We start from the raw sequence: 13,915 nt of genomic DNA, 5'->3' as shown, positions 1-13,915 counted from the left end.
CCGGGCTGCGGTGCCGAGAGGGTTGAGGGTCCCTCCCCGGCGCCGCGGCCCGCGGGTGTGCACGAGGGCGCGGGACGCGGTCCCGCGCCCGGTCAGGGGGCCGAAGGCCAGGCCCGCAGCGCGAGGTCCGCGACGGTCTCAAGCGTCTCCCGGTCGGCGCCGTCCCGCGCCTGCTGGCTCATGCCCTGCACGACGGTCGCCACGAACCGGGCCAGGCCCCGCGCGTCGGTGCCCGCGGGCAGCCGGCCGGCCTCGACGTCCTCCCGGATACGGTTCTCGAACGCGCGCACACTTCCCGCACGGCGCACGCGCAGCCTCTCCGCCACGTCCTCGGCCGCGTCCGGGTAGTTGACCGCGGCCGAGATGATCATGCAGCCGCGCGGGCGGCCCGGCGCGGTGTACTCGGCCGCCGCCTCCCGCAACGCCCGGGCCACGGCCTCGCGCGCGGTGGGCTCCTCGGCCAGCGCGCGGGCCACGAAGCCGCCGTAGCGCTCCCCGTAGGCCGACACGCACTCCTCGAACAGCGCCCGTTTGTCGCCGAACGCGGCGTACATGCTGGGCGCCCCGATGCCCATGACCCGGGTCAGCTCGGCCACCGACGCGCCCTCGTAGCCGCGCTCCCAGAAGGTCCGCATGGCCCGGTCGAGCGCGGCGTCCCGGTCGAAGGAACGGGGGCGCCCACGTGGTCTCTCCGCCATGCCCCTCATTTTATAGCGATGACTTCAGAAACGGTGCTAGCGTCTCTTCTGTAGCGACCACTAGAGAAAGGTGGGCGGCGCCATGCGTGCCCTCATGGGAAAGACGGCCCTGGTCACCGGCGGCAGCCGCGGCATCGGGCGGGCCGTGGCGATACGCCTCGGCCGCGACGGGGCCCGGGTCGCGGTGCACTACGGCAGCGACGGGGCCGCGGCCGAGGAGACGGTGGCGGCGATCGAGGCGGCGGGCGGCAGCGCGTTCGCCATCCGGGCCGAACTGGGCGTGCCCGGCGACGCCGAGACGCTGTGGGCCGCGTTCGACGCGCACGCCGACGGGGTCGACATCCTGGTCAACAACGCGGGCATCACCGGGCCGAGGCGCGGGGTGTCCGCGACGCCCAGGGAGGACGTCGAGCGGATTCTGGCCGTCAACGTGACCGCCCTGTTCCTCGTCGTGCAGCACGGCCTGAGCCGGCTGCGCGACGGCGGGCGCGTCATCAACGTCTCCTCCGGCCTCACCCACCGGGCCGCCGCGATGCCGGACGTGCTGGCGTACACCATGTCCAAGGGGGCCGTCGACCAGCTGACCGTGGGTCTCGCGCGCGAACTCGGCCCGCGCGGCATCACCGTGAACACCCTGGCCCCCGGCGTCGTCGACACCGACATGAACGCCGACTGGCTGCGCGCCGGGGGCGAGGAGGCCCGGCGGGCGGCGGCCTCGCTCTCGCCGCTGGGCCGGGTGGCGGTCCCCGAGGACGTGGCCGACGCCGCCGGATTCCTCGCCTCGCCCGACGGCCGGTGGGTCACCGGGCACTGGCTCGACGCCACCGGCGGCTCGTTGCTGTGAACGGCGGCCCCCCGGCGCGCGGTGGGGGCCGCCCGGCCCGTTCAGCGGGTCTCGGTGACCTTGGCCAGGGCCCGGGGGGCGTCCGGGTCCTGGCCCCTGGCCAGGGTGACCTCGTAGGCGAGCAGTTGCAGCGGCATGATCTCCAGGATCGGCTGAAGCTCCTCGGGGACGCCGTCCGTGGGCAGCGCGAACCCCGCCGACGCGGCGGCCACCTGGGCGGGCGGACCGACGACCACGAGGTCGGCGCCGCGGTCCTTGAGCCGGTCGAGCACCGGCTGGAGGGCCTGCCCGCCGCGGCCGTCGGTGACGATGGCGATGACGGGGAAGACGTTGTCGACCATCGCGAGCGGCCCGTGCAGCAGGTCGGCGCCCGAATAGGAGAGCGCAGGGATGTAGCTGGTCTCCATCAGCTTCAGCGCGGCCTCCTTGGCCGTCGGATAGCCGAAGCCGCGCGAGGTCAGCACCATCCGCTCCGCGAAGCGGTAGCGCGCGGCCAGCTGCCGCACCTCGTCCTGCCGGGCGAGCACCCGTTCCGCCAGCTCCGGGAGCCCGGCCGCCGCCGCGGCGCCGTCGACCCCGCGCAGGCCCTCGGCGAACAGGTACAGCGCGAGCAGCTCCGCGGTGTACGTCTTGGTCGCCGGCAGGGCACGCTCGGGGCCCGCGAGCACGTCGATGTGGAACTCGGCGGCCCTCGCGAGCGGCGAGTCCGCGTTGTTCGTGACGGCCAGCGTGATCGCGCCCGCCTCGCGGGCCGCCGTGGTGGAGGCCACGAGATCGGGCGAGCCGCCGGACTGGCTGACGGTGATCACCAGGCAGCCGGTGAGGTCCTGCGCGGCGCCGTAGGCGGTGGTGACCGACATCGACGTCAGGCCGCACGGCTTGCCCACCAGGATCTCCAGCAGGTACTTGGCGTACAGCGCCGCGTTGTCCGAGGTGCCGCGCGCGGTCAGCTGCACGAACCGCGGCCTCCTGGCCGCGATCTGCCGCGCGACCTCCTGGATGCGCGGCGCGCCCTCGGTCAGCAGCCGCCGCAGCACGGCGGGCTGCTCGGCCATCTCGGCGGCCATCAGGCGGCCGGGCACGGCCGGTCCGCCCCGAGCCGCGGAGCCGGTGGAGCCGGTGGGCATCGCTTCCTTCCTCCCGGTGGTGGTCGCGGTCACCGCGGCACCCGGCCGGCGATGACCTCGGCGGCGGCCCGGCCGCACACGCGGGCCGCGCCGTGGGTGGCGATGTGCAGGGCGCCGGAGGGCGGCGCGTGCGGCACGCCCATCTCGACGACGACGGTGTCGGGGCGGGCGGCGAGCAGACCGTCGAGCGCGGCGGCCATCCACGGGTGCCGGTGGACGTCGCGGACGACGGCGACGACCGTGCGCTCCCCCGCCGCGGCCAGCACCTCGGCGACCAGCCCTTCCGTTCCCGCGCGCTCGGCCGCCTCGCGGGTGTGGCTGCCGGTGGCCGTACCCGGCAGCAGCTCGGCCAGTTCCGGGCCCACGCCCCAGGGGGTCCTGTCGCCGACGGCCATGTTGGCCACCGGCGGGAACGACGCGACGTAGGGGGGCGCGGTCAGCGGCGCGAACGTGCCCGCGCCGGAGTGCACGCGCAGCGCCCGGCGCGCGGCGGTCAGGCCGATGTCTCCGTCCGGCTCCTCGGCCGAGGCCGCCGCGGCGGCCTCGGCCGTCCAGCGCGCCAGCCGGCGCACCCGGGTGGCCGCGTCGTGCAGGCGTTCCTCCGACAGCTCGCCCCGGTGCACGGCGGTCACCAGCGCGTCGCGCAGCCGCAGCACCTCGGCCTCGTCGGAGGGGGTGCCGCCGATGCACAGCGCGTCGGCGCCCGCGGCGACGGCCAGGACGCAGCCCTGGTCGAGGCCGTGCGGTCCCGCGACGGCCTGCATCTCGATCGCGTCGGTGAAGATCAGGCCATCGAAGCCGAGCCCGCCCTCGGCCTCGGGCGCGCGCAGCAGCCCGGTCAGGACGGCGGGGCTCAGCGTCGCGGGCCGGTCCGGGTCGAGCGCGGGCACCAGGATGTGGGCGCTCATCACGCAGCGGGTGCCGGCCGCGATGGCCGCCTTGAACGGCGCGAGTTCGCGCGCGTGGAGCGTGCCGGGGTCCAGGTCGATGCGGGGCATCGCGTGGTGGGAGTCGACAGAGGTGTCGCCGTGCCCGGGGAAGTGCTTGACGCAGGCGGCGACTCCCGCGCTCTGGAGCCCTTCGACGTAGGCGACGGTGTGCCGGGCCACGAGCCGCGGGTCGTCGCCGAAGGAGCGCACGCCGATGACGGGGTTGCCCGGGTCGGAGTTGACGTCGGCCGACGGCGCCCAGTTGAGGTTGATGCCGCAGGCCGCGAGGCGCCGGCCGACCTCGGCGGCGACCGCGCGGGTCAGCGCGGTGTCGTCCGCGCTGCCGAGCGCGTGGTTGCCGGGGAACGAGGACCCGCCGTGCACTTCGAGGCGGGTGACGTCGCCCCCCTCCTCGTCGATGGCGACGAGCACGTCGGGCTTGGCCTCGCGCAGCCGCGCGGTCAGCCCGGCCACCTGGTCGGGCGAGACGATGTTGCGGCCGAAGAGCCCGACGCCCGTCATGCCGTTCTCCAGCTGCCGCGGCAGCCAGTCGGGCGGCGCCGTGGTACCGGCGAACGTCGGCTGGAGCACGGCGAGGGCGTCGCGGGTGAGGGTGTCGGAGTCGCGTACGGCGGTCGTCATGAGCGAGTGCTATCCCTTCACGGCACCCGCGGCGAGGCCGCCGGTGACCCGTCGCTGGAGCAGGACGAAGAGAACGAGGACCGGGATCGTGAACAGCGAGGACGCCGCCATCGTGGCGCCCCAGTCGTTGCCGAACGCCGTCTGGAACTGCGTCAGCCACAGCGGCAGCGTCGCAGCGTCCGGTGCCTTGTTCAGGACCAGGACCATGGCGTACTCGTTCCAGGCCATGATGAAGCCGAACAGCGAGGTCGCCATCAGGCCGGGGGCGAGCAGCGGGAAGATGACGCGGAAGAACGCCTGGGGCCGCGAACAGCCGTCGATCATGGCGGACTCCTCCAGTTCCTTGGGCACCGCCGCGATGAAGCCGCGCAGGGTCCAGATCGTGAAGGGCAGCGCCATGACGAAGTAGACGAGCGTCAACGTCCCGATGCTGTTGAGCATTTCGAGGTCCCGGGCGTTCAGGTAGACCACGATGATGAGGATCTCCCACGGCGCCATCTGGGCCATCATCACGGCGATCACCATGCCGCGCCGGCCGCGGAACCGCATGCGGGCGATGGCGTAGCTGGCCATCAGCGCGACGCCGAGCGCGAGGAGGACGGCGCCGATGGTGACGACGAAGCTGTTGGCGACGTACGTCCAGAACAGGTTGACGCCCGTGGCCGTCTCGTAGTGCTCGAACGTCGGCGTGAACCAGAAGACGGGGTCCTTGGAGAGCACCTGGGAGTTGCTCTTGAAGGAGGTGGCGAACATCCAGTACACGGGGAAGAGGAACAGCCCGGCCAGGACCAGGGCCGACCCGTTGAGCAGGATCTTCCTCATGATTGCTCCTTCTCCTGCCTGAAGATCAGCCGGAAGTAGAACGACATGGCGATCAGCAGGATGATCAGCGTCAGCACGGAGATCGCGGCGGCGGCGCCGTACTGGTTCTGGCCCATGCCCTCCATGTACGCCATGACGGGCAGCGTCTCGGACCGGCGGTCGGGCCCGCCCTCGTTCATGGCGTAGATCTGGGTGAACGCCTTGAAGACCCAGATGATCTCCAGGAACGTCGTGATCAGGAAGAACGGCCGCATGATCGGGAGCAGGATGGACCAGAAGATGCGCCAGCCGTTCGCGCCGTCCATGCGGGCGGCCTCCCAGATCTCGCCGCTCACCGTCGTCAGGCCGGCGTAGAGGTTGAGCGCGACGAACGGCACGGAGGCCCACACGATCAGCACGGTGACGATGGCCAGCGTGGAGGTGCCGCTGCCGAACCAGTTGTGCTGCTCGTAGCCGGAGAAGCCGATGCTGCGCATGACCCAGTTCACGACGCCGAACTGGGTGTCGAACAGCCACTGGAACACGGTGGTGCTCGCGACGACGGGCATGGCCCAGGCCGCGACCAGGGCGATCGAGAGGAGCAGCCGCATCTTGGAGCCGAGGGCGTTCAGCAGCAGGCCGATCAGCGTGCCGATGATCATGATCAGCACGACGTTGGCGGCCATGAAGACGAACGTGCGGACGACGGAGTCCCAGAAGCGCTCGTTCTCCAGGACCGCGCGGTAGTTGTCCAGGCCCGTCCACTCGGTGGTGCGGGAGATGAGCTGGCGGCGCCCGAACTCCTGGAGGGAGATGAGGACGTTGCGCACCAGCGCGTAGCCGAGGACCGCGGCGAGCGCCAGGACCGCGGGGGCGAGCAGCAGGTAGGGCAGCCAGCGCGTGCGCGGCCTGCGCCGTTTCTCCGGCGGGGGCGGGCCGGCCGCGGACGGACCTGGACCCGGCACCCGGGGCGGGGCGTCCTCGATGTGCACGGTCATGCGTTCTCTCCCTCGCCTTCCCTCACTTCTGCCCGGTGCCCCGGCCCCGGCGCCGCGGCCCGAGTCCAGGAACGCGGCCGGCCCGTCCCCGGGCCCGCGCGCGGGGGCCGCCGCGGATCACGGCGGCCCCCGCGGGAGCGGGCGTCACTCGCGGTTGATCCGCGTGGTGATCTCCGCGTCGGCCTCCGCGGCGGCGGCCTGGTAGTCCTCGCCGTTGATCGCCTTGGTCATCAGTTCCTTGATGGGGTTGGGCTCGGTCTCCACGTTCGCCCAGCCGGTCGTCAGCGGCGGCAGGAAGCCGACGTCCGCGGAGGCGACCATGGCCTCGGCGAAGCTGCCGGGCTCGGGCTCGGCGACGACGTCGGTGCGGTTGGGGACGACACCGTCGCCGTTGGCGTCGACGAACTTCTGCGCGAACTCCTGCGAGGTGGCGAGCCGCAGGAACTCCCTGGCCATCTCCGGGTTGCCGGCCCGCTCCGAGACGGCGAGGTTGGAGCCGCCGAGGAAGACGTTGCCCAACTGGTCAGCGGTCTTGCCCGGGACGGGGAAGTAGCCGAAGTCGGCCTCGCCGCCCGCCTCCTCGATGGCGGCGATGGCGCCCGCGGCCTCCCAGCCGAGCCCGATCCACGAGGCGATCTCCTGGTTCGGCACGATGTCGACGGACTGCTGCGGCTCGGCCTCGTCGATGTCGGCGGGCGCCGAGGAGAACTCCTGGAGCCGCGCGTAGAACTCCATGCCGGCCTCGGCCTCCGGAGTGGCGAGCGAGCCGGTCCACTCCTCGCCGTCCTCGACGGCGAACGCGCCGCCCTCGTCCGCGACGAAGCCGCCCATCACGTAATAGCTCTGCCCCGGCAGGTAGATGGGCTCGGCCTCGGTGTTCTCCGCGATCAGTTCGAGGGCCGCGATCCACTCGTCACGCGTGGTGGGCACCTCGGCGCCGGCCTCCTCCCAGATGCCGCGGTCGTAGATCACCACGCGGTTGGCGCCGTACCAGGGAACGGCGTACAGGGTGTCGTCGATCTGCGCCGACTCCAGCATGTTGGGCGACCACGGCTCGTCGGCCAGCTCGCTCAGCTCCGCGAGGCCGCCGGTGTTGGCGTAGCCGACGGTCTGGGTGTTGCCGAGTTCGAGCACGTCGACCGTGCCGTCCTCCGACAGCGCGGTGGTGAGCCGGTCCTGGATGCCGTCCCACTGCTGGATCTCGACATTGACGGTGACGCCGTGCTCCTCCTCGAACGCCGCGGTCAGCTCGTCGACCCACGGCTGCGGGGCGGAGCCGTCCATGAGCCACACGGTCAGGGAGTCCGAGTCCCCGCCGCCTCCCCCGCCGCTGCCGTCGTCCCCGCATGCGGCCAAGGCGGCCGTCAGGGCCGTCACCCCGACGGCGGCGATCAGCTTGCGCTTCACGTCACCCTCCTCGAAAAGAGACCGGACCCCCCACGTGGTGGCCTGGGGACGGCCGTTACGTTAGTGGTGTAGACAAGAGGTGTAGACCAGTTGCACGGAGCGTGGACTAGACCAGGCCGGAGTGTCAAGGGCCCACGAGCGGCGGCGCCGGTCCGTTACCGGACCGACATCTGCCCGGGGACACCACGGTTGTCGGGCCCGTGTCACGATGTGAGCTGCGATGTCTCGGAGGAGCAGGTGACGGGCGAACAGAACGAGTCGGGAAGGCGCGCCAGGGCCAGGGACGGCGGGATGACCACCGGTCCCACGGGCGCCGCGCCCTCCGTCGCCGGACCGGACGGGACCGACCGCACGCGCACGGCGCGCGTGCCCAAGTACTACCGATTGAAGCGCCATCTGCAACAGATGACGGAAACCCTGCCGCCCGGTACTCCGGTGCCACCCGAACGCTCCCTCGCGAGTGAGTTCGACACCTCGCGCACCACGGTAAGGCAGGCGCTCCAGGAATTGGTCGTCGAGGGACGGCTGGAACGCATCCAGGGCAAGGGGACGTTCGTCGCCAAGCCGAAGGTGTCGCAGGCCCTGCAACTGACCTCGTACACCGAGGACATGCGCGCCCAGGGCCTCGAACCCACCTCCCAGCTGCTGGAGATCGGCTACGTCACGGCCGACGAACGGCTCAGCCGCCTGCTCGACCTGCCCGAGGGCGGCCGGGTGCTGCGCATCGAGCGGCTGCGCCTGGCGAGCGGCGAACCGATGGCGATAGAGACCACGCACCTCTCGCAGGAGCGCTTCCCCGCGCTGCGCCGCAGCCTGGTGCGCTACACCTCTCTCTACACGGCGCTCGCGGAGGTCTACGGCGTCCACCTCGCGCGGGCCGAGGAGACCATCGAGACCTCGCTGGCCAACCCGCGCGAGGCCGGGCTGCTCGGCACGGACGTGGGGCTGCCGATGCTGATGCTCTCCCGCCACTCGCGGGACACCTCGGGCGAGCCCGTGGAGTGGGTGCGGTCCGTCTACCGCGGCGACCGCTACAAGTTCGTGGCCAACCTCGAACGCCCGCACCCCGCCGCCCCGCGCTGAGCGGCGCGGGGACGGCGAGCCGCGCGCACGCGCCGGCCGCGCGGGGGCCTCGGGTCCCCGCGCGGCCGGCGCGTTCAGGCCGGGTCGGGCTGCGCGGCCCTCGCCGCGCCGCGCGCGGCGTCGCTGTTGTGGCGCGTGATCCAGCTCTCCAGGGCGACGCGGCAGGCGTGGTCGAGGTGGCGCACGGCGGACAGGTCGAGTTCGGCCGGCCGGTCCTTGGGCAGCGCCTCAAGCGTCTCCAGGATGCGCGGCAGCCGCAGGAACGTGGCATTGCCGCTCAGGGTGACCAGGACGCGCCCGCCGGTGAGTTCCCGGGTCCCGACGTGGACGTGCGAGGTCTCCCAGGCCGACTTCACCACGGCGAGCAGCAGGCCGAGCAGCACGCCCTCGAACATGTTGGTGGTCACGATCGCGACGGCCGTCACCGCGAGGACGAGCAGTTCCCCCCGGTGCTCGCGCCACAGGGGGGCCAGCTCTCCCAGCGGGATCAGCTTGCAGCCGGCGTGCACCAGGACGCCGGCGAGCGCGGCCAGCGGGATGGCGCCGATCGCCCCTGGCAGCGCCACGGCGAACAGCAGCAGCCACACGCCGTGCAGGATGCGGGAGAGCGGAGTCCTGGCGCCGGCCCGCACGTTGGCCGAGCTGCGGACGATCACCGCCGTCATGGGCAGCGCGCCGAGCACGCCGCACACCGCGTTGCCCGTGCCCTGGGCGACGAGTTCCTTGTCGTAGTGCGTGCGCGGCCCGTCGTGCATGCGGTCCACGGCGGCGGCGCTGAACAGGGACTCGGCCGACGCGATGAGGGTGAAGGCCAGCACCGTGCCCAGGGCCGCGGCCCCGCCGAGCGCCGACAGGTCGTCGAGTCCTGGGAGGTCGACGGCGTCGACGAGACCTTGCACCTGGACGGTGGCGATGTCGGCGCCGCCGGCCAGCGTGCCCGCCGTGGCCAGCGCGACCGCCGCGAGCGGCGCGGGCACCGCCCGGGCCCCGGCGGGCAGCTTCGGCCACAGCACCAGCACGGCGATGGTGCCCAGGCCCACGCCGAACGAGAGGAGGACGGTGCCGCCGTCCACGACGTCGGCGGCGAGGCCCGGCAGTCCGGCGATCTTGTCGAGTCCCGAACTGGGCTGCTCGGCACCGGCCATCGTGTACAGCTGCCCGAGGATCAGGACGAGCCCGATGCCGGCGAGCATGCCCTGCACGACCGCGACGGAGATCGCCCGGAACCAGCGGCCGAACCGCAGCAGGCCGAGGGCGATCTGGAGCACACCGGTCGCGAGCACGATCGCGCCCAGCGTGCCGAGGCCGAACTCCCGCACCGCCTCGAAGACGAGCACGGTCAGGCCGGCGGCCGGCCCGCTGACCTGGAGGGCGCTGCCCGGCATCGCGCCGACGACGATGCCGCCCACGATGCCGGTGATCAGGCCGAGTTCTGCGGGGACGCCCGAGGCGACGGCGACGCCGACGCACAGCGGCAGCGCGACGAGGAAGACGACGAGTGAGGCGAGGACGTCCTGGCGCGCGACGCCGGGTGAGCCGAGGGGCGAGAAGGCGGAGAACATGGCTGGCGGTTCCCTGTCTGTCGTCCGGTGGTGTGGGGGTGGGGCGTCCGGGTCACAGCGGGGAGAACGGCGCGGCGCCGTCCTCCTCGCCGTGGCGGTGGACCGCGCCGGTGTGCACTTCGTAGTACCAGGCGTGCAGGGTGAGGGTGCCGTCCGCGACGCGGGCCCTGACCAGCGGGTAGTCGCGGAGCGTCGCCACCTGGTCGAGCACGTGCGCCTGGACGGCCCGCGCCGCGTCCGGGGTGCCGGCGGGCACGGAACGGACCGCGGCGTGCGGCGGCACGGCCGCCGCCAGCCAGTCCCTGACGGCGGGCACGGCTGCGAGGTCGTCGCCGTGGACCACAGCCCGCACCGCGCCGCAGTGCGAGTGACCGCAGACGACGATGTGCTGGACGCCGAGCACGCCGACGGCGTACTCGATGGTGGCGGCCTCGCCCGAGGGCGGGGCGCCGCCGCCCGGGTGGGGCGGCACGACGTTGCCCGCCGTCCGCAGCTCGAACAGCTCGCCGGGGCCGGCCCCGGTGAGCAGTGCCGGGACGACGCGGGAGTCGGAGCAGGTGATGAACAGCGCCTGCGGCGCCTGCCCGCCGGCGAGCCGCCCGAAGGCGTCGGCGTGGGCGGGGTCCTGGACGTGCGCCGCCGCGAAGGCGCGCGCGTGGTCGATGAGGTGCTTCATGCGTGCCTGCCTCCTGCGCGCCGGCGGCGGCCTGCCCCGTGGCGCGCGGTGTGGTCGGGTCGGATGGTGAACGCGGGAGAGCGGGGGGCTTTCCTGAGCGGTGGCCCTGACGCCTTTCCCGGCGCCCCGGCCCCACGGATTATGCGCCCCGACCGCGTCGATTACTTTACCGGCACATTACCGGGAACTGACGACCACTTGGGGCGTTGGTATTCCGTTTTGGCTACATCTCGGATGTTTCTTCGATACACGGGGCCGGAGTGGACCGCACCGTGCGCCGCGGTGAGAGATGTGGCGCCCACCAGGGGAAACGGTGAACGCCTTGCGCCCGTTGGCGCGCCGGGAGTCCCCCGGGGAAAACATGAGCAATTCTTCATCCCGGCGCCGCGGGACAGAATGCGACCGGGAACACAATGACCATAATCGAGCTGGCGTTCGCCGATTTCCGACCTCCGGGGGAAGAAGGGGGAACGGCGGGCGCCACCGCGCCGTTCCCGGCGTTCCCCGCGGACGGCACGCCGGGCACGCGCCGGGCGCGCGTTCCGGCGCGGCGGGGCACCGCGGCGGCCGGTGTCAGGGAGACGCGTCCGCGCCATGGTCATCCGGGCGCCCGTGGCCTAGATTCCGGCGAGTCATCAAGTGATCACCGGCGGGAGGACACCGTGCAATCCCCACCTCAGGCACGTCAGGCACGCCAGGTAAGACCACGATCCATCCTGATCTGGACGGCCGTCGCGGCCGTCGGGGCCATCGGCTGGGCCATGCTCGCCCTGTCCCGCGGTGAGGAGGTCTCCGCCGCCTGGATGGTGGCCGCGGCGCTCGGCTCGTACGCCATCGCGTACCGCTTCTACTCGCGTTACATCCTGACCCGGGTGCTGCGGGCCGACCGGACCAGGGCCACCCCGGCGGAACGGCTCGCCGACGGCCTCGACTACCACCCCACCGACCGGCGCGTGCTGCTCGGCCACCACTTCGCGGGCATCTCGGGAGCCGGGCCGCTCGTCGGCCCGGTGCTGGCCGCGCAGATGGGCTTCCTGCCCGGCACCATCTGGATCATCGTCGGCGTCATCTTCGCCGGCGCGGTGCAGGACATGGTGGTGCTGTTCTTCTCCACCCGCAGGGACGGCAAGAGCCTGGGCCAGATCGCGCGCGAGGAGATCGGCCCGGTCGGCGGCACCGCCGCGGTCGTGGCGATCTTCGTCATCATGATCATCCTGCTGGCCGTGCTCGCGCTCGTGGTGGTGAACGCGCTCGCGGAGTCGCCCTGGGGGGCGTTCTCGGTCGGGATGACCATCCCCATCGCCCTGTTCATGGGCTTCTACCTGCGCTTCCTGCGGCCGGGGCGCGTGGCCGAGGTCACGGCGATCGGCATCGCGCTGCTGCTGTTCGTGATCGCCGCCGGCCGCTGGGTCGCCAACTCCAGCTGGGCCGAGGCGTTCACGCTCGAACCGGGCACGCTGGTCATCTGGCTGGTGATCTACGGGTTCGCGGCCTCCGTCGTCCCGGTGTGGCTGCTGCTCGTGCCGCGCGACTACCTGTCGACGTTCATGAAGATCGGCACCATCGCGCTGCTCGCCGTGGCCATCGTCGTCACCCTGCCCGGCCTGAAGATGGACGCGATCACCGACTTCGCGACCAACGGCGAGGGCCCGGTGTTCGCCGGGTCGCTGTTCCCGTTCGTCTTCATCACCATCGCCTGCGGCGCCGTGTCCGGCTTCCACGCGCTGATCTCCTCGGGCACGACCCCGAAGATGATCCAGAAGGAGACGCAGGTCAGGACCATCGGCTACGGCGCGATGCTGATGGAGTCCGCCGTGGCCGTCATGGCGATCACCGCGGCCTGCGTCCTCGACCCGGGCGTCTACTTCGCGATGAACGCGCCGCCCGCCGTCATCGGGGACACGCTCCAGTCGGCGGCCGACACGATCAGCTCCTGGGGGTTCACGCTCACCCCCGACCAGCTCGCCGAGGCGGCCGAGGCCGTCGAGGAGGAGTCGCTGCTGTCGCGCACCGGCGGCGCCCCCACCCTCGCCCTCGGCCTCGCCGGCATCTTCGCCGACATCATCGGCGGGGACAGCATGATGAGCTTCTGGTATCACTTCGCGATCATGTTCGAGGCGCTGTTCATCCTCACCGCCATAGACGCCGGGACCCGCGTCGGCCGGTTCATCCTCCAGGACGCTCTCGCGAGCGTCCCCGGGCTCGGCCGCCTGCGGTCCAACACCTGGCTGCCCGGCGTGTGGATCACCAGCGCCATCGTCGTCGCGCTCTGGGGCGGGCTGCTGTGGGTCGGCGTCAACGACCCGCTCGGGGGCATCAACACGCTCTATCCCATCTTCGGCATCTCCAACCAGCTGCTCGCCGCCGTCGCCCTCGCGATCTGCACCCTGCTGCTGGTCAAGTCCGGCCGCCTCAAGTACGTCTGGGTGACCCTGGTGCCGTTCGCCTGGGTGTCCCTGGTGACCCTCACCGCGAGCTGGCAGAAGGTGTTCTCCGGCGATCCGGCCGTCGGCTTCCTCGCCCGGCGCGACCAGTACCAGGACGGCATCGACGCGGGTGAACTCCTGCCGGGCGCCGCCGACATGGACGACATGCGGACCATCGTCACCAACGCGACCATCGACGCGGCGCTCTCCGCCGTCCTCGCGGTGCTGGTGCTGATCGTGTTCGCCGACGCGCTGCGCGTGTGCGTCAAGGCCGTCCGCACCCCGGCCGCTGCCTCGCTGAAGGAGGCGCCGTACCAGGAGTCCCGGCTCATCGCGCCGGACGGACTCGTGGCCACCAAGGAGGAACGGGCCGAACTCGCCGCGGCCGGGCTCGGCGCCGGCGGCGGCATCCCCGGGCAGGACCCGTCGGGGCACGGCCGGGGAGCGCCCGAGTGAGCCGCCTGGTCGCGGCGCCGCGCCGCGCGCTTGGCTGGCTGCGCTGGTACATCGCCGAGTTCACCGGCGAGACCGCCTACGAGCGGCACGTCGCGTGGCTGCGGCGGCACGACCCGTCGGCCCCGGTGCCGACCCGCCGCGCGTTCGAGCGCCGCCGCACCGACGAGCGGTACGGCGACCCGCGCTCCGGCCACCACCGCGGCTGCTGCTGAGCGCCCCGGGCGGCGCCCGGCGCGCGCACGCCCCCGCACGGCCCGCCCCCGCAC

At 72.7% G+C, this 13,915-nt stretch carries 12 protein-coding genes; 4 read left to right on the top strand and 8 right to left on the bottom strand.

What is annotated here, in order from left to right; translation table 11 throughout:
• Window positions 1–92: 92 nt before the first annotated feature.
• A complete protein-coding gene (locus LC193_RS21640) occupies window positions 93–698 on the bottom strand; it encodes a TetR/AcrR family transcriptional regulator (protein ID WP_226076667.1) in 606 nt (201 codons plus the stop codon).
• An 82-nt stretch (window positions 699–780) separates the two neighbouring features.
• On the opposite strand from LC193_RS21640, the gene LC193_RS21635 reads away from it, so the two are divergent.
• Window positions 781–1,542, top strand: coding sequence for an SDR family oxidoreductase (locus LC193_RS21635; RefSeq protein WP_226076665.1), 762 nt, complete (start codon window positions 781–783; stop codon window positions 1,540–1,542).
• A gap of 41 nt (window positions 1,543–1,583) precedes the next feature.
• On the opposite strand, the gene LC193_RS21630 is transcribed toward LC193_RS21635, so the two are convergent.
• The 5 genes from LC193_RS21630 to LC193_RS21610 form a co-directional block, all read right to left on the bottom strand.
• On the bottom strand, window positions 1,584–2,669 hold the full coding sequence (locus LC193_RS21630; RefSeq protein ID WP_226076663.1) for an SIS domain-containing protein: 1,086 nt from the start codon (window positions 2,667–2,669) through the stop codon (window positions 1,584–1,586).
• A gap of 29 nt (window positions 2,670–2,698) precedes the next feature.
• On the bottom strand, window positions 2,699–4,240 hold the full coding sequence (locus LC193_RS21625) for a glycoside hydrolase family 3 protein (protein ID WP_226076662.1): 1,542 nt from the start codon (window positions 4,238–4,240) through the stop codon (window positions 2,699–2,701).
• A gap of 9 nt (window positions 4,241–4,249) precedes the next feature.
• Window positions 4,250–5,062, bottom strand: coding sequence for a carbohydrate ABC transporter permease (locus LC193_RS21620; RefSeq protein WP_226076660.1), 813 nt, complete (start codon window positions 5,060–5,062; stop codon window positions 4,250–4,252).
• A complete protein-coding gene (locus LC193_RS21615) occupies window positions 5,059–6,039 on the bottom strand; it encodes a carbohydrate ABC transporter permease (protein ID WP_226076658.1) in 981 nt (326 codons plus the stop codon). The genes LC193_RS21620 and LC193_RS21615 overlap by 4 nt, the downstream gene beginning before the upstream one ends.
• A 144-nt stretch (window positions 6,040–6,183) precedes the next feature.
• On the bottom strand, window positions 6,184–7,446 hold the full coding sequence (locus tag LC193_RS21610) for an extracellular solute-binding protein (RefSeq protein WP_226076654.1): 1,263 nt from the start codon (window positions 7,444–7,446) through the stop codon (window positions 6,184–6,186).
• A gap of 291 nt (window positions 7,447–7,737) precedes the next feature.
• Here LC193_RS21610 and LC193_RS21605 point away from each other — a divergent pair, with 291 nt between their 5' ends.
• Entirely contained in the window at window positions 7,738–8,529 is a 792-nt protein-coding gene (locus LC193_RS21605; protein ID WP_086162035.1) for a GntR family transcriptional regulator, read from the top strand.
• Window positions 8,530–8,603: 74 nt separating this feature from the next.
• Here LC193_RS21605 and LC193_RS21600 read toward each other — a convergent pair whose 3' ends face one another.
• Window positions 8,604–10,091, bottom strand: coding sequence for a SulP family inorganic anion transporter (locus LC193_RS21600; RefSeq protein WP_226076652.1), 1,488 nt, complete (start codon window positions 10,089–10,091; stop codon window positions 8,604–8,606).
• A gap of 52 nt (window positions 10,092–10,143) precedes the next feature.
• Window positions 10,144–10,767 carry a carbonic anhydrase gene (locus LC193_RS21595; protein WP_226076650.1) on the bottom strand — a complete coding sequence of 208 codons (624 nt, stop codon included), beginning with the start codon at window positions 10,765–10,767 and terminating at the stop codon, window positions 10,144–10,146.
• A gap of 662 nt (window positions 10,768–11,429) precedes the next feature.
• Between LC193_RS21595 and LC193_RS21590 the strand changes: the two genes are divergently transcribed.
• Window positions 11,430–13,649 carry a carbon starvation CstA family protein gene (locus LC193_RS21590; RefSeq protein WP_404819469.1) on the top strand — a complete coding sequence of 740 codons (2,220 nt, stop codon included), beginning with the start codon at window positions 11,430–11,432 and terminating at the stop codon, window positions 13,647–13,649.
• Window positions 13,646–13,861: a CstA-like transporter-associated (seleno)protein gene (locus LC193_RS21585; RefSeq protein ID WP_226076648.1), complete on the top strand. Its 216-nt coding sequence runs from the start codon at window positions 13,646–13,648 to the stop codon at window positions 13,859–13,861. Before LC193_RS21590 ends, LC193_RS21585 begins: the two co-directional genes overlap by 4 nt.
• Window positions 13,862–13,915: the final 54 nt, after the last annotated feature.

This window comes from Streptomyces marincola (genome assembly GCF_020410765.1).
GTDB classification, from domain to species: Bacteria; Actinomycetota; Actinomycetes; order Streptomycetales; family Streptomycetaceae; genus Streptomyces; species Streptomyces marincola.
The sequence above is the reverse complement of the archived record's forward strand: the minus strand, read 5'-3'. Positions and strand labels throughout refer to the sequence as shown.